Annotated in this window: 15 protein-coding genes; 7 read left to right on the top strand and 8 right to left on the bottom strand. The window is 60.5% G+C overall.

Annotation, left to right across the window (positions count from 1 at the left end; genetic code table 11):
- Nucleotides 1-15 precede the first annotated feature (15 nt).
- The 4 genes from ACTQXM_RS06445 (at nt 16) to ACTQXM_RS06430 (ending at nt 6,433) form a co-directional block, all read left to right on the top strand.
- Nucleotides 16-732 (top strand): DUF554 domain-containing protein, encoded by a 717-nt coding sequence (locus tag ACTQXM_RS06445; RefSeq protein ID WP_154517132.1) that lies wholly within the window; start codon nt 16-18, stop codon nt 730-732.
- A gap of 88 nt (nt 733-820) precedes the next feature.
- On the top strand, nt 821-2,581 hold the full coding sequence (locus tag ACTQXM_RS06440) for a TerB N-terminal domain-containing protein (RefSeq protein WP_441537331.1): 1,761 nt from the start codon (nt 821-823) through the stop codon (nt 2,579-2,581).
- Nucleotides 2,574-3,872, top strand: a complete 1,299-nt coding sequence (locus tag ACTQXM_RS06435) for an ATP-binding protein (RefSeq protein ID WP_441537330.1) — start codon at nt 2,574-2,576, stop codon at nt 3,870-3,872. Before ACTQXM_RS06440 ends, ACTQXM_RS06435 begins: the two co-directional genes overlap by 8 nt.
- A 116-nt stretch (nt 3,873-3,988) precedes the next feature.
- Entirely contained in the window at nt 3,989-6,433 is a 2,445-nt protein-coding gene (locus tag ACTQXM_RS06430) for a DEAD/DEAH box helicase (RefSeq protein ID WP_441537329.1), read from the top strand.
- A 204-nt stretch (nt 6,434-6,637) separates the two neighbouring features.
- Here the strand turns inward: ACTQXM_RS06430 and ACTQXM_RS06425 are convergent, their stop codons facing one another.
- The 4 genes from ACTQXM_RS06425 to ACTQXM_RS06410 form a co-directional block, all read right to left on the bottom strand.
- Nucleotides 6,638-7,513: a spermidine synthase gene (locus ACTQXM_RS06425; RefSeq protein WP_441537328.1), complete on the bottom strand. Its 876-nt coding sequence runs from the start codon at nt 7,511-7,513 to the stop codon at nt 6,638-6,640.
- Nucleotides 7,514-9,421 (bottom strand): elongator complex protein 3, encoded by a 1,908-nt coding sequence (locus tag ACTQXM_RS06420; protein ID WP_441537327.1) that lies wholly within the window; start codon nt 9,419-9,421, stop codon nt 7,514-7,516.
- Between the two features lie 97 nt (nt 9,422-9,518).
- The gene (locus tag ACTQXM_RS06415; RefSeq protein WP_441537326.1) at nt 9,519-10,415 is read right to left on the bottom strand and encodes a DUF4097 family beta strand repeat-containing protein; all 897 of its coding nucleotides are present in this window, start codon (nt 10,413-10,415) and stop codon (nt 9,519-9,521) included.
- A complete protein-coding gene (locus tag ACTQXM_RS06410; protein ID WP_441044869.1) occupies nt 10,415-11,131 on the bottom strand; it encodes a helix-turn-helix domain-containing protein in 717 nt (238 codons plus the stop codon). Before ACTQXM_RS06410 ends, ACTQXM_RS06415 begins: the two co-directional genes overlap by 1 nt.
- A 219-nt stretch (nt 11,132-11,350) precedes the next feature.
- Between ACTQXM_RS06410 and ACTQXM_RS06405 the strand changes: the two genes are divergently transcribed.
- The 3 genes from ACTQXM_RS06405 (at nt 11,351) to ACTQXM_RS06395 (ending at nt 16,220) form a co-directional block, all read left to right on the top strand.
- A complete protein-coding gene (locus ACTQXM_RS06405; protein WP_441547625.1) occupies nt 11,351-12,271 on the top strand; it encodes a class I SAM-dependent methyltransferase in 921 nt (306 codons plus the stop codon).
- A gap of 118 nt (nt 12,272-12,389) precedes the next feature.
- Entirely contained in the window at nt 12,390-13,271 is an 882-nt protein-coding gene (gene trmB, locus ACTQXM_RS06400; protein ID WP_154517108.1) for a tRNA (guanine(46)-N(7))-methyltransferase TrmB, read from the top strand.
- 267 nt (nt 13,272-13,538) lie between these two features.
- Nucleotides 13,539-16,220 carry a DEAD/DEAH box helicase gene (locus tag ACTQXM_RS06395; RefSeq protein WP_441537324.1) on the top strand — a complete coding sequence of 894 codons (2,682 nt, stop codon included), beginning with the start codon at nt 13,539-13,541 and terminating at the stop codon, nt 16,218-16,220.
- Nucleotides 16,221-16,299: 79 nt separating this feature from the next.
- Here ACTQXM_RS06395 and ACTQXM_RS06390 read toward each other — a convergent pair whose 3' ends face one another.
- The 4 genes from ACTQXM_RS06390 to ACTQXM_RS06375 all read right to left on the bottom strand — a co-directional run bounded on the left by ACTQXM_RS06390 (nt 16,300) and on the right by ACTQXM_RS06375 (nt 19,344).
- A complete protein-coding gene (locus tag ACTQXM_RS06390; protein ID WP_441537323.1) occupies nt 16,300-18,057 on the bottom strand; it encodes a DUF2130 domain-containing protein in 1,758 nt (585 codons plus the stop codon).
- 150 nt (nt 18,058-18,207) lie between these two features.
- A complete protein-coding gene (locus tag ACTQXM_RS06385) occupies nt 18,208-18,768 on the bottom strand; it encodes a metallophosphoesterase (protein WP_427719591.1) in 561 nt (186 codons plus the stop codon).
- 51 nt (nt 18,769-18,819) lie between these two features.
- Nucleotides 18,820-18,999 carry a hypothetical protein gene (locus tag ACTQXM_RS06380; protein ID WP_441537322.1) on the bottom strand — a complete coding sequence of 60 codons (180 nt, stop codon included), beginning with the start codon at nt 18,997-18,999 and terminating at the stop codon, nt 18,820-18,822.
- 18 nt (nt 19,000-19,017) lie between these two features.
- On the bottom strand, nt 19,018-19,344 hold the full coding sequence (locus tag ACTQXM_RS06375; protein WP_117655201.1) for an HIRAN domain-containing protein: 327 nt from the start codon (nt 19,342-19,344) through the stop codon (nt 19,018-19,020).
- Between the last annotated feature and the right edge of the window lie 46 nt (nt 19,345-19,390).

The raw sequence follows: 19,390 nt of genomic DNA, 5'->3' as shown, positions 1-19,390 counted from the left end.
ATTACAGGAGGGTTCATGCCGGGTTTAGGAACGATCATCAACGTCGCGCTTTTGATCGCGGGCGGTCTGCTTGGCCTTATGGGTGGGCGCTTCATTACGCCTCGCATCCAAGACACGCTCATGAAGGCGTCGGGGTTGTGTGTTCTGTTTATCGGCCTGGGCGGCACCATGCAAAAGATGCTCGTTATCGATGGAGAGGCGTTGGCGACCACCGGCACCACCATGCTTATCGTCTCATTTGCCCTCGGTTCGCTCATCGGCGAGGCCATCAACCTGGAGGCCGCCATCGAGAACCTCGGCGAATGGCTCAAGCGCAAAACCGGCAGCGAAGGCGACAACGAGTTCACCAACGCCTTTGTCTCGGCATCGCTCACCGTGTGTATCGGTGCCATGGCCATCGTAGGATCGATTCAGGACGGTCTGCTCGGCGACTGGTCCACGCTTGCCCTGAAGGGCGCGCTGGACTGCATCATCGTCTGCACCATGACGGCCTCGCTTGGCCGCGGCTGCATCTTCTCGGCCCTGCCCGTTGCCGTATTCCAGGGCACGATCACGCTTTTTGCCGGCGCACTCTCCCCCATCATGACCACCGCAGCCCTCGACAGCCTTTCGCTTGTGGGCTCTATGCTCATCTTCTGTGTTGGGGTTAACCTTATTCGACCTCAGACCTTCCGCACGGCCAACATGCTCCCCTCCGTCGTCGTGGCGGTCATCTACGCCCTCTTGTTCTAAATCTATCTACGTAGCGATATCTCGAACACCTGTTTGATGCTGTGCTATGATATGAGGTCACCGAAGCTGCGTTAGGAGAGGAGAAGCGGTGGCCGACCAGGACGTCAAGATGCTCATCGAGCGCATTATGGCCGAGGCCCGGACCCATCAGTCCGCCCACTTCTCAAACGAAATCTATGCTGACGAGCCGATTCTCAAGACCGGTCGACAGATGCAGAACTTCCTCCCCGACCAGTACCGCAAGATGCGCGAGATATCGCGCTGGCAAGATGATCCCAAAGGCGGCGCGGGACGTTGGCTATCGGAGGCGGAGCTCTTTTACCGCCAAGGCCTGCTGATGGCCGACTTCGAGGACGATTGTCCCTACAACGGCACCTTTAAGTCGTACTTTCCCACCTACAATGCCATGAGCGATCGACAGTTGCGCGGCTACTTTACCTGGCGTGCCCAAGTGCGCCGCGGAACTGTCGAGGAAACGTCTACGTCCTTTGCCTTCCTGTATCTCTATGAGCTGATCTGCGGCATTGGCGTAGATGACCCACTCGATGGCTTTAGCAAGATCAAGGCCTTTTGGAACGCCTATCGTGCCTTCGAGCCCGGCATCGACCGGTTTGCACGCGTGTGGTTGCAAGATTACGCCGTTTTCCACGGGCTCGACCCCAAACTGCTTCGCGATTCTAAAACCGTCATGTTCGATAACGCCCTTATCGAGCTGCGGCGCGCGGCTCGAGACCTTGCACCTGCACCGACGCCGTCGGATCTGCCGCCTGCGCGTCGCAAGACCTCCGAGCCTACGCTCCCCCTCCCGCCCGACGAGGCGGGCGAGGAGCGACTCATGGCCGCCATCAACGCCCTCTCCACGTATAACCTCGATAACTCTAGACTCGACCGCAGCCACCATCGCGACCTACGTCACGTGGCATGTGCCGTGTACGTCCGCATGGCGCGCTACTATGACACGCATCGAAAGACCGGTATCGTGGCGAGCTTGTTTGGGGAGGAGACGGCCATGCCCTATACCATGTTTGCCTCGGCCGTGTTCTTTGCGCCCGAGCGCCACGAGGACTGCGAATACCGTCTTGACCCCATCCATATCTACCGCTGCCAAAACGGTTTTTGGGAATGCATGCGAATTCACGGCAGCAGGCAAAAGAGCAGCAAGCTTGGTGAGATGATGCGCGCCTGCGACCAACGTCTGCGCCTGGCCCTAGCCCCCGCCCACCCCCTGAAGGAGGAGAAGGTCCCCAAATATCTGGCCAAAATCATCGATGACGAGATCGTGGCATGGCTTTCGTGGGATGCCGCACACCAGCCCGTCAAGATCGATATCGATTTGAGCCAGCTGGGGCACATTCGGAGCGCCGCCGCGCAAACGCGTGAAGCGCTTTTGATTGATGAGGAGCGCGAGGACGGCACGCCCGTGGAAGCCGAGGCAACGCTTATCGAGCAGCCGGGCCGCGAGTCTGCGCCCGGCATGACTGCCGAACCTGGCGAGATGACCATTCAGCAAGACGAACCCGACGAGCCGACTGTCTCCGCCGAAGAGTTTGGCGTCATGGCACCGCTCCTCGTGTCTGCGCCCGCACCCGTAACGCCCGCGTCTGCCGAAGCTACGAACAAACTCGCGCCCGCCGAAGATGCCTTTCTTCGCGCGCTCCTCGAGCAAAACACAGCGCAAGCGACATCGGCAGTGGAGAGGTCGGGCCAGAGCGAGGATATGCTCGTCGACAGCATCAACGAGACGCTCTTTGACCTGGTGGGAGACACCGTTATCGAGTTCGGCGCGGCAGGACCGCAAATTATCGAGGATTACGAAGCAGACGTGAGAGGATACCTAGACCATGAGTGATACCGCATCCGCAGCACCCCGCGTGCCCAAGCGCGTCGCTGCCGTCATTCTCAACTCACTCAAGGGCGGTGTGGTCCCGCGCATCGGCCTTCCCTATATCACCGTAGGGCGCGAGGTCGAGATCCGCGCCCTGCTCACCGATTTGAGTCTCATCGCCGACGGTGGCGCGAGCTTCCGGTTTCTGGTCGGTCGCTACGGCGCAGGCAAGAGCTTTTTGCTCCAGACCATCCGCACGCACGCCATGGGCGAGGGGTTCGTCGTCGCCGATGCCGACCTGTCGCCCGAGCGCCGCCTGCAGGGCGGTCAGGGGCAGGGCCTTGCCACCTACCGTGAGCTCATCCGCAACATATCGACCAAGACGCGCCCCGAGGGCGGTGCGCTCAACCTTATTCTGGATCGCTGGGTCGCCTCGTGTGCCGACGTCGACGAGTCGGTCGTCAATGCCCAACTGGCCCCGCTCGAGGAGATGGTCCACGGCTTCGACTTCGCCCGCATGCTCCGCCGCTACCTCACGGCCGTATCCGAGGGCGATGAAGAGGCCATGAGCCGCGTAACCAAATGGATCCGCGGCGAATACCGCACCAAGAGCGAGGCTCGCGCCGAACTGGGTTCCTCGACCATCATCAGCGATGACGACTGGTACGACTACGTTAAACTCATTGCGCGCTTTTTGGTCTGCAGCGGCTACAAGGGCATGCTGGTGCTCATCGACGAACTCGTGAATCTGTATAAGATTCCCAACGCGATCACGCGCCAATACAACTACGAGAAGATCCTGACCATGTACAACGACACGCTCCAGGGCAAGGCGCAGTACCTGGGCATGATCATGGGCGGCACGCCAACCTCCATCGAAGACCGCCGCCGCGGTGTGTTCTCCTACGAGGCCCTGCGCAGCCGACTCGCTCAGGGCCGCTTTGCACGCGAGGACCTTAAGGACATGCTCGCGCCCATCATCCGTCTGCAGCCACTCACCTACGAAGAGTTGCTGGTGCTGATCGAAAAACTCATGCAAATTCACGCCGGCTACTTTGGCTGGACGCCCACGCTTACCGAGAGCGACCTGGTGGACTTCCTCAAGATTGAGTTCGGTCGCGTGGGAGCCGACACGCATCTGACGCCGCGCGAAGTCATTCGTGACTTTATCGAGCTGCTCGACATCCTATGCCAAAACCCCGACGCCAACGTGGCCGAGCTGCTGCAAAGCGTCGGCGGTGACGCGCCAGCAGCCGCAACAGACGACACCGGCACCGCAGGCGCCGACCGCAACTTCGCCGAATTCGCCATCTAACCTGCCAAAAAGGGACAGGTTTATTTTGGCAGGTTTTATCTGGGCAAACATTGAAGCAGTCATGCAGCAAGCCACTGCCCGCCGCGCTGAGAGATTCGCTTTTGAAAGGAGGCCCCGTGAACGCCTTTGACCGCTACGCCCCATTTATCCAAGACTTCATCTACTCCCACGATTGGGAGAGTCTCCGCTCCATTCAGGTTGCGGCGGCAGATGCCATCTTTAACACACAAGACAATGTGCTCCTGACGGCATCCACGGCTTCCGGCAAAACCGAGGCGGCCTTCTTTCCCATCCTGACCGAGTTTTGGGAGAAGCCGCCCGCGAGCGTGGGCGCCCTCTACATCGGCCCCCTCAAGGCGCTCATCAACGATCAGTTCGTCCGCCTTAACGACCTCTGCGAAGAGGCCGATATCCCTGTCTGGCACTGGCATGGCGATGTCTCGCAGTCGCACAAGGCTAAGCTCATCAAAAAGCCGAGCGGCATCTTACAGATTACGCCCGAGTCACTCGAGGCGCTCCTGATCCATAAGCACATGGCGATCCCGCGCATGTTTTGCGACCTGCGCTATGTGGTCATCGACGAGGTCCACTCGCTCATGCGCGGCGACCGTGGCGGGCAGACGCTCTGCCTTATCGAGCGACTCTCGCGCATGGCCGGCGTGCAGCCTCGCCGCATTGGCCTTTCGGCCACCATCGGCGACCCCGAGCGCACGGGCGCTTTTCTCTCACAGGGAACGGGACGTGACTGCGTTATCCCTCGTTTTGAGGAACCGCGCCGCGTGTGGCGCATCTCCATGGAGCACTTCTACAACTCGGGTCCCCAGGCACAGCAGCGGGGATTCGAGAGCATGGGTCCTCAAGAGGCCGAAGTTCTTGCCTCCGAGCGCATTGAGGCAGCGGCGCCCACGGCGCTGCCGGCCGACACCCAAGGCATGTGCCACAGCGGACAGCCCACACAGGACAAGCGCCGTCAACGTTGCAAACGGGCACAGGGTAAGGTTACCTCCGGGAACCGCTGCACTTCTTCGGCCCCCGAGGGCGAAGTCGACATCCCCCGGGCCGCCGAGCAAGCGCTCCTCAACCCCACCGACACCGCACCCGACAACGCCGATCCCGGTATGGGCTATATCTTCGAACACACCCGCGGGCGCAAGTGTCTGGTCTTTGCCAACTCGCGCGAGGAGGCAGAGGCCGTATGTTCCATGCTGCGCAGCTACTGCGAGAGCCGACACGAGCCTGACCGTTTCCTCATCCATCACGGCAATCTTTCGGCATCGTTGCGCGAGACGGCAGAAGAGCTCATGCGCGATGAGGAGCAGGCACAGACGACCGTCACCACCTCTACGCTTGAGCTTGGCATCGATATCGGCCGTCTGGAGCGTGCGTTTCAGATCGATGCGCCATTTACCGTCAGTTCCTTTTTGCAGCGAATGGGCCGCACGGGACGCCGCGACCTTCCGCCCGAGATGTGGTTTGTCATGCGCGAGGAAGAGCCCGAGCCGCGTACGATGATGCCCGAAACCATTCCGTGGAAGCTCCTGCAGGGCATCGCACTCGTACAACTCTATCGCGAGGAAAAGTGGGTCGAGCCGCCCGAGCTCGATCGACTCCCCTACAGTCTGCTCTATCACCAGACTATGTCGACGCTTGCCAGCACCGGAGAGCTCACGCCGGCAGAACTTGCCCAGCGCGTGCTCACGCTCAGTTATTTCCACCGCGTCTCAGCCGATGACTATCGCGTGCTGCTGCGTCACCTCATTAAGATCGACCATATCCAGGTCACCGAGGGCGGCGGACTCATCGTGGGCCTCGCGGGCGAGCGCATCATCAACAATTTTAAGTTCTACGCCGTGTTCCAGGAAAACGAGGAGTTCACCGTCCGCAGCGAGTCGTCCGAACTGGGCACGATCGTCAATCCCCCACCGCCCGGTGAACGCATCGCCATCGCCGGGCACTGCTGGATTGTCGAGGAAGTGGACTGGAAGCGCCATACCGTCTTTGCCACGCAGGTCAAGGGCCGTGTGCCGGCTTACTTTGGCGACTGCCCCGGCGACATCAACACGCATGTACTCGAGCGCATGCGTAAAGCGCTCAACGAACATGCCGCGTATCCGTACCTTATGGGCAACGCGCGAGCCCGTCTGGCGCAGGCTCGCCATACGGCCGAGATTTCGGGTGCGGGCACTAGGCCACTCATTAACCTGGGCGGCGACACCTGGGTGCTCTTCCCCTGGCTGGGCAGCTATGCCTTTTTGGCGCTCGAGCGCATGCTCAAGATTAAATGTGCCGCGGAGCTGGGCCTTCGCGGACTCGATCCGTCGCGCCCGTACTTTATGCAGTTTAAGATGAAGGCCGACGAAGAGACGTTCTTTGAGGTACTCGCCGCCGAGGCCGAGAAGGACTTCGATCCCATCGAGCTCGTCTATCCCGGCGAGGTGCCTTACTTTGATCGTTACGATGAGTTCGTTCCCGAAGAGCTCGTGCGTAAGGGCTTTGCCGAAGGCGTGCTCGACATAGATGGCATGAAGCAGCGTGTCCGCAGCTGGCGCGACCACGCATAAAACGGGGCTGACTATATGAGCAGTCAATTTGGGACGGGGCTATTTTAGCTGCCCTTGCAGGTAAAGCGAAAGGTTTGGCCGATTAGTGGCAGGGATAGCTAAAATAGCCCCGTCCCAAATTGACTGCTCCCGATGTGGAGCGAGCCGGCATCCGAAAGCAGCTAAAAAGCCCCGTCCCAGAAAGACTGGTCGCAGAAAGACGCGCTAGTCGTGAAGGACGGCGCCGAGGAAGTCGGCGTCAAAGGGCACGGCTTCGGCAAAGGCATAGTTCCCGTCGCTGGCGATGAGCAGGTAGTTTTCCTCGCCGCCGAACTCTGTATCGCCACAGGGGACCACCCAGGCGTGGACGAATATCTCGAGTGCCGTGGCAGCGCAGTCGCGCAGGAACGTTACATCGCTCCCCTCGTTTGTGCTCACGATATTGGCAACGTAGATACCCCCGGGGTTCAGGCTGCCCCGCACTAAACGCAACGCCTCAACCGTCGCCAGCTCGCGTACGGGCTCGGCACCGCTAAAGCAATCGCTCACGACCACGTCGTAGCGACGATGGCCCACGCTCGTCACACCCAGATACGAGCGAGCCTCAGCGGTTATCACCCGCAAGCGATCGCCCGCCGCGCGCTCTAGCTCGTCTAGGTAGAACCAGCGGCGCGCCAGGCGCGTAATCTCTCCGTCATACTCGATAACGTCCATGCGCAGGCCCTCGTGCGACATCAGCGCAAATTTGGGATAGGCAAACCCGCCGCCACCTAGCATAAGCATACGGCTGATACCGTGACCATAAACGTCACGCATCGCATCCTCGGCCTCAAACACGTCGTCAAACGCGCGATAATACGCAAAGACGGGCTCCGCCCAGCGCTCGCCGACGTAACTCGCGCTTTGGTAGACACCGCCTTGCACCAATACGCGGACTTCATCGCCGCCCTCATCGTGCACGCGTTTCACACGCGCCAACCCATTGCGGGTTCGCGCAACCTGCAGACAGGCAGCACGAACAGCGACGGCAGCCGCGCCCAGCGCCGCGGCTCCCAGAGCAACGCCGGCAACAACGCCGGCAGAAACACTCGGCTTGTTCATCTAGAGCTCCTTTTGCAGATAAAGGCCATGGTCATAAAATCCAAGATGGCGATAGTACTCGCGCGTGCCAATCGCGCTGATCACGTTGATGTGCGTATAACCCGCATCCCGGGCAATCTCGCACGCACGCTCTACGAGCAAACGCCCCAACCCGTGATGCTGCGCCGCCTGGCCCTGGTCGCCCACGCGCGCCGCCATGCCGTACACGTGCACCTCGCGAATCATCGCCTCGTCCGGCGTCGTCGGCAACTCGTCCGCATGCGCGGCAACAAATGAATGGTCGGGCAGCGACAGGCGCAAAAAGCCCGCAATCTTGCCCTGCGGCGTCACCCACTGCAAAAAGCGCTCGTGCGTCACCGGCGTCTCGTACGCCACATCCTCGTCAAGGGTCAGCTCATCCAAGTCGGCACCCGCCGTGCTGATCTCGCGATAGCGAATCTCACGCACCGTCGCACCGTCACCCCGAGCAGCCAGGCGGTTCTCGACGAGCTGACGCAGGTTGGGCTTCTTGTTGCCCACCATAATGTCGTCGGAGCTAAAATCGCGGATCATGCGGCTGATGCGGCAGAACGGCGGCGTCACCACGATATCGTCGGCCAGCACGTCGAGTAGTTCCTCCTCGGTATAGGGACGCCATTCGCCGCGCTCGTAGCAGCCCACCAGACGCGAACCCTCGATGAGTGCGCACGGGTAGACCTTGACCTCGTCGGGCATAAAGGCCCCCTCGGTCATAAAGCGCTCGTAGTCGCGCTTGTCCCCCTCGGGTGTGGCACCCAGCAAGTTGAGCATAAAATGCGCGTGGATCTTAAAGCCAAACAGGCGCGCAAGCGAAAACGCCCGCTCGATTTGCCCCACCGAAATGCGACGCTCGTTGATATCGAGCAGGTACTGGTCGAGGCTCTGGATGCCCATCTGGATCTTGGTGCAGCCCAGGCGGCGGATGAGCGTAAGCGCCTGCGGCGTTACGGCATCGGGGCGCGTCTCGATAACGAGTCCCACCACGCGATGCTTCGCCGTCTCGTTGATGTGCTGCTGACGCTCGAGCTCCTCCATCGTTGCCGTCTGCCACTCGGTGACCTCGCCCCACGGCGTACCGGGGCCGTACAGACGACGCACCGCACGGTTATAGCCGCCCACGGCAGCATCCACACGCTCCTGCTCGTCGGCAACGCCGGCAGCGAGCTCGGCCTCGTCTGTCGCAATGCCGGCAGCCCGATAGCGCTCGCGGCGCTCCGCTACCACCGGCGGCAGCGCATCGGCGGGTGCATCGTCGAGCAGACGCCCCGCCTCAGCACGGCTGATGCCCGGACGCGCCAACATGGGGTTGGCCGCCACGCCGGCGACGGCATCGTCATTGAGCGCACGGAAAAGCTCCGACATAAACCATGTCTGATAGCCTTCCGGATAGTCGCTCCAGGTGCCACCGAGCACAATGAGCTCAATCTTATCGGTCGCATGCCCCATCTGCGAAAGCGCGGTCAGACGAGCGCTCACCTGCAGATACGGATCGAAGCAATTTTGCTCCGCACGGGCGCACGCGGGCTCGGCATGCAAATAGCTTTTGGGCATACGCAGGTCGTTGGGGCAAAACAGGCAATCGCCCGAGCACGGCCACGGCTTGGTGATGACGGTAATGGTCGCTACGCCCGAAGCCGTGCGGCGCGGCTTCATGCGTAGCACCTGCAGCAGTTGACGCTCTAGCTCGGCATCGACATTCCACGCAGCCCAACGAGCCGGATCCTCACGTTTAACCCGCTGGTAGAACGGCAGCAGACGGCGCTTGGCCAGATCGCGCTTGTCGGCACCCTCACGGCGTGCCTCGGCATGTATCAGTTTGACGAGCGCTTTGTCATCCACGGTCTCGCCGCGACGCAGGGCCTCAAGTATGTTCAAGATAATCTGTTCCATGCCCCCATTGTAAAGGCAAAGGCGCCGGAGCCCGTCACGGCCCCGGCGCCTCCATCGAAGAGCACGCCTATATGTACCGATCTCCGAAAACCGTCTGTCACTCCGAATCAAACGACATGTCGCCCGAACCGACCTTAAAACGATACGAGGCAGACTTGTCACCGTTATCGAATTCAAGATTCAAAATGGTCTCGCCGTCGTAGCCAAGCGGAAGGAAATCGCTCTCGAAGTCGCCGCTGCCCACGGTAAGGCTCGCCTTAAAGCCCGTAGAATTCGGAACCGTCATCTCCACATCGCCCGAGTCCACGCTCACGTCCATCGACTTCGCGGGGGCCTGGTAAAGCTCGAACGTCACATCGCCCGAACCGACCTCAGCGCTGAGCGCATCAGTCACGCTGCCCGAAAACTCTACATCTCCCGCACCCAGGAAAAGGTCGAAACCATCACAGATGACACCGGCAATCTGCAGATCACCCGAGCCCACGTGCGCGTTGACTCCCTTCAGATGTTCGGCAACACGGCGCGGCAGCTCAACCGTAACTGAGCGATCGATTGCCTTACCGTCATCACTTCCAAACTGGGAAACCTTGAGCGTCGAGTCCTCGACGGATGCGATGTTTTGCGTCGCGGCCTTGGAGGCATCCATACCCTCGGCAACGCGCCCCCGCTCTATAACGCGAGCCTTGTTGCCATCAACAACCTTGACGTCCACCGAAGCCGCATTGATATCGAAATCGAGGTAGCGGAACTCATCGGCATCAAAAGTCACACTCGAAAGTTGCTGAGGCCGAGCGGAATAGTTACCGCTATTCAAGGAATCGTCCTCGTCAAACATATCGTCAAAATCAGACAAATGGCCAGATAGAATACCGGTCGTACGCACCATATCGGAATGAGCCAATAGCCGCGAAATGCCAAAGACAAGCCCAATGATGAGCACAAACGCTCCGACGCCAACGCCCAAGCGTACCTTGGATTCATGCGAAAGCTTCATCATTCATCACCCTCTTTGGCAATCGGCTCAGCGGTAGTCGCGGTAGCCACGTCAGTATCAACCGCAGCGGAAACATTCTGAGCCCTAGCTGTCACCGGCGCCGGACCAACCTGAATATCACCGCGCGCCCAATCGCCATCGAGCGCACGCGCCACCCAGTGATAGATGGGAATCGTAAAGAAGATCAGCGCGGCAAAGGGGCCGGCGCCAAACGGGAACATCAGCAAAAAGAACAGTAGCCAGCACACGGCCCAATACGGGAACGACTGGAACGGGCCCTTCACCGGAGTCGAGCCAACTGCGCCGCCACTCGTCGCCTGCGCCGTAGCAGCATTGGCGGCCTGCGCACTCCAGCTTGCCGCTTGTGCCGCCTTGGCCGCAGCATCACTCGCCTGCGTTGCCGCCTCGGTGGCGCGTGCCGCCGCCTCATGGGTGCGGGCGCGCTCTGCCGCCTCGGCCTCGCGCTGGCGGGCGCGGTCCTCGTTCTCAAACTCGATATCGTCCTCGATCTCATCGCTCGGATTGAGCAGCTCGTCCAGGCTCACGCCATAGAGTTTGGCGAGCGAGATCAGGTTCTCGGTATCGGGCGAGCTCTCCGCGCGCTCCCATTTACTGACCGCCTGGCGCGACAGCCCCAGCTTTCGCGCCAGCCCTTCTTGGCTAAAGCCTTTGCTGCGGCGAAGGTCGGCGAGCCGCTGCGCAGTTTCTACATTCATGGTTCCTCCTATGTGATGCCAGCCGTGCCGCCGGACCGTTTTTGTTCTTAAGGCGCCTTGCACAGTTAAAAATCTATCCGCCACCGCCAAAAGCATGCCACCTATTCTAGTGAGATTTTTGACAACCGGCGGTTGCGGGTGCATATGAGCTGCGGAAATGTGTCCAAACAAAGCAATGACACGTAGCTTGGTTGTCCCCGTTGCAGCGTTAACGGTAGTATGGTCGTACTGTTTATTCCGCACCGCCAACGGAGGGAGTCCCGCGCCGTGAACCGCGATTTCGCCTCATCGCTCATCCAGCTCAACAACACGTTCTATCGCGAGCACTCCGCCTCCTTTTCCGATACGCGTCAGGCCCCGTGGCCCGGCTGGGTACGCACCATGGATATCGCGCTCGAGCAGCTCGACGTCGCCACAATCGAGCATCCCGTCCGCGTCTTCGATCTCGCCTGCGGCAATATGCGATTCGAGAACTTTGCCGCCGGCGGCGCACTTGCCGCCAAGGGCGTCGACGGCGCAAACTCCTCGGCAGACGCCAGCTGCCCGTTTGAGTTCTATGGCGTCGACTCGTGCCAAGACCTGGCCATCGATGCGCACGGTCACGCCCTGCGCATTCCCAACCTGCACTTCCAGGAACTCGACGTGCTCGATGCCCTCATGAAGCTCAACCCCGCCGAGGCGCCCGACGCGCTTTTCGACGCCCCGCTCGCCGACATCTCGGTCTGTTTTGGCTTTATGCACCACGTGCCGTCGTGCGAATACCGCGTGCGCGTGCTCGACGCCCTGGTGCGCCAGACGCGCCCGGGCGGCATCATCGCCATTAGCTTTTGGGAGTTTATGAACGACGAGCGCATGGCGCGCAAGGCCGTTCGAGCCGAGGCCCGCGCCGAGCTCACCCCGCCGTTTGAGGGTTACGATTCAGCGCAGTTTGAAGCCGGCGACCACCTCATTGGCTGGCAAAACGACCGCCATGCTTACCGCTATTGCCACCACTTTGACGATCAGCAGATCACCGACTTGGTGCGCGGCGTGCGCACGTTCTACAAGAGCGGCGAGGTCCCCGTACGCGAACTTGAGCGCTTCCATGCCGACGGTCGCAGTGGCGAGCTCAACCGCTACGTAATCCTCAAGCGCCTGTAGGCACCGACGAGCCGCCGACGAGCCGCACCGCATCTTTCGGGCAAGCTATGCCTACCCTTTTTCAACCCATTGACGGAACGCGCAGCTATGCGTTCCATACTTATGACCAAGGAGCCTCATGGGAGCCGTCCACGTTCGCACGCCTAAGAACTTTGTGCTCGAAGAGCGCCTGGAGCGCTACGCCGATGCGATTGAGACGAACCCTGAAATCTATGCCGGAGATTGGCGCGAGGCCTGTGCGCCCGCAGGCAGCAAGTCTTTCGAACACCTTCACCTGGATCTTGGCTGCGGCAAGGGAACGTACCTTGTAGAGCGCGCGGCCCACGAGCCAAACACGCTCTTTATCGGCATGGACCAGGAGCCCATCTGCATCGCCTATGCCGCACAGAAAATCTGCGAGCAGGAACTGACCAACGCACTCGTCCTGCCCCGAGGCGCCGCATCGTTGCCGCAGCTGTTTGCCACAGGCGAGCTCGATGCCATCACCATCAACTTTCCCACGCCGCAGCCTAAGGCCAAGTACGCCAAAAAACGACTCGTCCATGTCGACCATCTGATGCTCTACCGCCCGCTTTTTTCAGCCGGCGCCACCGTCACTCTGCGCACCGACAGCAAGCCATTGCGCGACTACGCCCTGGGGCAGTTTGCCGCGGCCGGCTACGACACACTTTGGGTAAGTGACGACGTTCGCCGCGACCATCCCGAGCATCCCGAGACCGAATACGAGCGCCGCACGCGCGAGATGGGTGCCGCCGTCTATGGCATTTGCGCCACTCCCGACGCGCTGCCCAGCGATGAACAGCTCACGGCGGGGCGCGCGCAGGAGCAAAGCCTTGCGTGCTACCTGCCCGACAATCTCGATGAGCTCACCTACGTGCCCCTCGGCATGGAAGAGGCCGTCGAGAATTTTAAAAACCGCGCCCGCAAGGGCAAGAAGCGCTTACCGCAGGAGTCCCAGGGGCCTCTGATGGTCGCGGCTTCGGCAAACAAGCGCAAATAGGCGCCAGCAAACGACCCTCAAATCTAAGTGAGTAGACTTTTTTGCAATAGCCAAGCACAACCCGCATAACCAATACTAAAACCGCAGGTAGAGCCTTTGTGCAAAAGCCATGTGCTCGCGATATTGCAAAAAGTCTACTCACTTAGCTGGCAACTGCACCAAACAGCTGGGCAGAACGCCCATTTCCTGCATTTTCTTGCCTGCGAACGCATCGATGCGACGCTACGCCATAATAGTTGGCGGACAATCGCGAGAGAAAGCAAACACATGGCACAGACCACGACAGATACCGCCGCCAGCACCGTCTCCGGTGCCGGCGCCGCCAGCTCGTTCTCGGGCGGCACGGGAACCGAAGCCGAGTTTGGCTCGCTCGGCGCGCTCTCTCCCACCTGGTGGGAGCCCGAGGACGGCAGCGAGCCCGAACCATGGCTCACGCCCGATCAGGCCTTCGAACGCTTCTTTGAATGGACGAGCGACCGTGGCATTGAGCTGTGGGATCACCAAGAAGAGGCCCTCATGGACCTGGCCGCCGGCGATCACGTCATTTTAGGCACACCGACCGGATCGGGTAAATCGCTCGTCGCGCTGGGCATGCTCTTTATGGGCATGGCTCAGGGCAAGCGCTGCTATTACACGGCCCCCATCAAAGCCCTGGTCAGCGAAAAGTTCTTCGACCTGGTACAGGTACTCGGCCGCGATAACGTCGGCATGATCACCGGCGATACGCATATCAATACCAAGGCGCCCGTCATCTGCTGCACGGCCGAAATCCTTGCCAACGATGCGCTGCGCGAGGGCGAGGGCGCCGACGTGGGCTGCGTGGCCATGGACGAGTTCCACTACTTTGCCGACCCCGACCGCGGCTGGGCCTGGCAGGTACCGCTGCTCACCCTGCCCCACACGCAGTTTATGCTCATGAGCGCCACACTCGGCGATGTCACCGCCATCGCCGCCTCGCTCGAGGAGCACACCGGCGCTGCTTGCGACTTGGTTGTCGATGCCCCGCGTCCTGTTCCGCTGAGCTACGACTATGTGACGACCTCCCTCGAGGGCACGGTCGAGCTCGCCATGCGCCGTGGCGAGGCCCCGCTCTATATCGTGCACTTTAGCCAGGATGCCGCCCTTGCGACGGCACAGTCGCTCGCCAATTTTGGCATCGCCAGCAAGGAGCAGCGCGAAGCCATCAAAGAAGCGGCAAAGGGAACGAGCTTCTCCACGGCCTTTGGCAAGATTCTCAAGCGCCTGCTTGGATGCGGCGTCGGCGTGCACCATGCTGGCATGTTGCCGCGCTATCGCCTGCTGGTCGAGCGCTTGGCGCAGCAGGGCCTGCTGCCCGTCATCTGCGGTACCGATACGCTCGGCGTCGGCATCAACGTGCCCATCCACACCGTGGTCCTCACTGCGCTCACCAAGTTCGATGGTTACAAAATGCGTCGCCTGCGCGCCCGAGAGTTCCATCAAATTGCCGGTCGCGCCGGTCGCTCGGGCTTCGATACCGAGGGCATGGTAATCGCCGAGGCACCCGAGCACGAGATCGAGAATGCCAAGCTTATGGCCAAGGCGGGCGACGACCCCAAAAAACTCCGTAAGATTAAAAAGAAAAAGGCCCCCGAGGGCTTTGTCTCATGGAACAAGCAAACTTTTGAGCGCCTGATCGAGACGCCACCCGAAACACTCAAGCCACGCCTGCGCATCACGCACTCTATGGTGATTAGTGTGGTCGAGCAGGGCGGCAATGCCCGAGCCCGCGTACATGACCTCATCGAGACAAGCCTGCAGACCCCCGAAGAAAAGGCCAAGCTTGAGGTTCGCGCCGACGAGATCTTCGCCACGCTCATCGACTCCGGCGTCGTCGTGCGCACCGAGGTGCCGCCCGCACCCGACGCTCCGGCTGACGCCGCGCCGGACATCGACTACGCGCTGACGGTCGACCTGCCCGAGGACTTTGCGCTCGACCAGCCGCTCTCGCCGTTTTTGCTTGCCGCGCTGGAGCTGCTCGACCCCGAAAGTGAGACCTATACCATGGACCTCATCTCGATGGTCGAGGCCACGCTCGAGGACCCCAAGCAGGTATTGCGCGCACAGGAGCGCGCCGCACGCGATCGCGCTATGGCCGAGATGAAGGCCGACGGCATCGAGTATGAGGAACGCTTGGAGCGCATTCAAGACGTCACGTACGAAAAGCCGCTCGAGGATTTGCTCGACGCCGCTTTTGACAAGTACTGCCAGGAAGTGCCCTGGGCAAACGACTACCAGCTCTCTCCCAAGAGTGTCCTGCGCGATATGCTGGAAAGCGCGAGCGATTTTAAGGGTTACATTCAAAAGCTCGGCATCGCCCGCTCCGAGGGCATTTTGCTTCGCTACCTGGCAGAGGCCTACCGTTCGCTCGACCGCACCGTACCCATCGAGAAGCGCGACGAGCGCCTGCGCGACATTATCTCGTGGCTGGGCTTTGTGGTGCGCTCGGTGGACTCGAGCCTGGTGGACGAGTGGGAGAACGCCGGCAACCCGGCAGCCCTCGATGCCGCGCCGCCACAGGGCATCGACGAGGTCGTGGCGGACCGCCGCGGCTGCACGCTGCTGGTGCGCAATGCGCTCTTCCGCCGCGTGACCCTTGCCGCCCGTGAGCACGTTCGCGACCTGGGCGAGCTCGACGACGACTGGGGCATGAGCGAGATCCGCTGGCAAAAGGCCCTCGATGCCTACCATGAGCAGCACGAGGAAATCCTCACCGACGGAGATGCCCGCAGCGCCGCGATGTTTTCCATCGATGAGTCCGACGAGAAGACCGCGCACGTATGGCACGTGCACCAGATCTTTGCCGACGAGGACGGCGACCACGACTTTGGCATCATGGGCGATGTCGATCTGGACGCCACGCAAGACGGCGGTGAAGTCATCTTCAAAAACTACCGCGTCGGCTTTATCGAAGACCTGCTCGAGGACTAGTCGAACATACTGGAACGAAACGAAGCGGGGCCGTTGGCAATATCGCCAGCGGCCCCGTTTTTGCACTATACGCTATGCCTTACTCGGTATCCTCGACCTCATACGAATCCGCCTCGGCTGGCTCATCGTTTGTCTCTGGCGCAGCCCCGCGCGCCTCGTCAAACGCCGCCTTCATGGTCTTGTTGCCCCACGTGAGCTTGCGAATGGTAAGATCGTCGGCCTTCTTGTTGGCTAGGCGCAGATTGTTCTCGGAGGACAGCAATGCCTCCTTGGTTTTCTGCAGATGGCTAATCGTCTTGTCGATCTCATCGATTGCCGTTTGGAACTTGCGGCTCGCGATCTCGTAGTTGCGACCGAAATCATTCTTGAACTTCTCCATCTTGGCTTCGAAGTTCGTGACGTCGATATTCTGCTGTTTGTACTCCGCTAGCTCCTGCTTATAGCGCAGTGAGCCCATGGCGGCGTTGCGAAGGAGCGTGATCATGGGAATGAAAAACTGCGGGCGAATCACGTACATCTTCTCGTAGCGATAGCTCACGTCGACTATCCCTACGTTATAGAGCTCGCTCTCGGGCTCGAGCAGCGTGCAGAGCACCGCGTACTCACAGCCTTTCTGGCGACGATCGTGATCGAGTTTCTTAAAGAAGTCCTCGTTTTTATGCTTGGTCGCGGTCTCGTCGTTCTCGTTTTTCATCTCGAACATAATCGAAATGACCTCGTTGCCGCTCGCGTCGCACTCGCGGAAGATAAAGTCGCCCTTGGTACCCTCGGACGCATCGTTATCCTTCTCGAAGTACGCGTTGGGAAATGCCGTCATGCGCAGACGGTTAAACTCGGTCTCGCAGTGCTGCTCGAGCGACTCGCCCACCATCTTGGTGGACAGACGGACCTTCATGTCCTTAAGGCGCTCGATCTCTTCATCCTTGTAGCGAATCAGGTCATCGCTCGCGCGCTTGGCCTGCGCAAGCTCGAGCTCGTGTGCCGCCTTGGCCTGTTCCTCGCGAGAATCGCGCACCGCCAGCTCGCTCGTCAGTTTGGCACGCGCCTCATCGCGCTCTCGCTCCGCCGCGGCGACCGCCTTCGACAGCTCCATTTTTGCAGAAAGTTCTTGCTCACGAAGCTGTGCACGAAGGCCCTCGGCCTCGCGCTCAGACTGAGCCTTTGCGGCGGAAAACTTCTCTTGTACCTTCGCGCGATAGTCAGCAAGCGCGCGCTCGGCCTCGCTGCGAGCGGCATCGAGCTCACGCTGCGACTCTGCCGCGGCAGCGGCAAGCGCCATCTCCTGGGCCTTGTCCGCCGCGGCAAGCCTGGCCTGCAGCTCGGCAATCTGAGCATCACGTGCAGCTAAATCGTTTTGAGCGGCATTGCGCGCCGCCGACTCGACGAGCTTGGCTTCGTCATCTTTGCGCTCCAGCTGCGCACGCAAATTGTCAATCTCGCGCTGGAGTTCGGCATTCTCCTTTTGAGCGTTGGCTCGTGCCTCTACCGCCGCGCGCTGGCTTGCACTCTCGCGCTCTGCGGCAGCGCCCTCGAGCTTGGCACGCAGCTCGGCGAGCTCAGCATCGCGCTTGGCAACCTCTTGTGCCAGCTGTTGAGCTGCAGCGTTCTTCTGGTCGGTAAGCTGAGCGTTGCGCTGGGACTCTGCCTTTTGCAAGGCAGCCATCGAACGCGAGCGCTCAAGCTCCAGCGCTTGCTCGCCCTCGCGCTGGACCGCCTTCACACGCTCATCCAGGTCGCGCGAAAACTCGGCATCGCGCACTTGCTTGACGATATCCGCATAGCCGGATGCATCGACCTTAAATACTTCGCCACAATGCGGGCACTTGATCTCGTTCATAGCAGCTCCTCGCTGGACGCAAATTTCAACCGCCTACACTCTACCGCGCTGCGCGGACAAAAAAAGCGCCGCCGCCATAATGGCAACGGCGCCAGAACCGCCACAAAGGTGCCCGTCCCCTTTGTGGCGGTTTGTGTGACGGTTCGAGAATTACAGTCCAAAGAAGCCTAGGATTTGGTCACGGCTTACGGGCTTGTACTCGTTGGCATCGAGGCCGACATCGTAGCGAAAGATAGGACGTTCGCGATCGCGGTTGCGCGTATTGGTGCGGTCTCCCCTGCTGTGGATATGCCCGTGCAGCATGATGGCGCCACGTGCCTTGCCATTCCAGCTGAGCATGGGGTAGTGGCTCATAACCAGACGATGACCCTTGGCATAGCCGGGGGCAATCTCCAGGTAATCACGCACGTCTTCCCAAATCTGCGGCACGTCGGGATCTTCCCAGTCGCCGTCATGGTTACCACGGATGAGCGTCACGTTCTGGCATTCGATACGCTCGCGTAGGCGCACGGCATCCGCTAGGGGCAGACGATAGGTAAAGTCACCCAGAATATAGAGGCGGTCGTCCGCAGCCACGCACTCATTGATGACATCGATGACCTTGCGGTTCATCTCCTCAACCGAGCCAAACGGTCGGTCCATGTCGTGCAAGATATTCGTATCGCCCAGGTGCAGGTCGGCGGTAAACCACATCATCGTCTCAGTCCTCATTTCGCAACGCGTCCAACTCGTGCTAAGTATACAGACGCAGCGATGCGGCAGTTACCCAAAGAGCCCGCCAAACAGTCCGCGACGGCGCTTGTCTTTCTTTTTCGACGCATCACCCTGAGTTTTCTTGTCCTGTCGCATCTTACGGTCCTGCTCCAGCTCATCGTCATCGAGTAGCATATCCCACTCAAACGGATCGTCCGTCAGATCGAACAGGTCGTCGTTATCAAACATGGCAGCCTCCCTTACCGATTAGCGGGCATCCACCACATAGAGCCCAACGCGCACCTGGTGCCACGGGCTACGCTCGGGGGCAACCTGCTGCACGCGGGCCTCAAATACGTCCTCATGGCCGTAATACATCATCAAGGACAGCGGACCGACCTCGTTTCCCGGAACATAGCCAAGCTTGGTGTTGCCGTAGTAGATCGCAACCGCCTCGGGATCATGGGGATTATCGCGCTCGGCGCACAGCGTCAGCTTATCGCCCGCTTTAAGATCGCCCAGGACCAAAGCGCCGTCGGCATACTGAAATCCTGCAATGTGAAACGACAGAAGAACCCGTGAAGGCTCGTACATAGCAACTCCCCTAACGGCCGGATAAACCGGCGCTTAACCTTACCGA

Source organism: Collinsella sp. LCP19S3_D3 (assembly GCF_052121455.1).
GTDB lineage: Bacteria > Actinomycetota > Coriobacteriia > Coriobacteriales > Coriobacteriaceae > Collinsella.
This window is presented reverse-complemented; position numbering and strand designations above follow the sequence as displayed.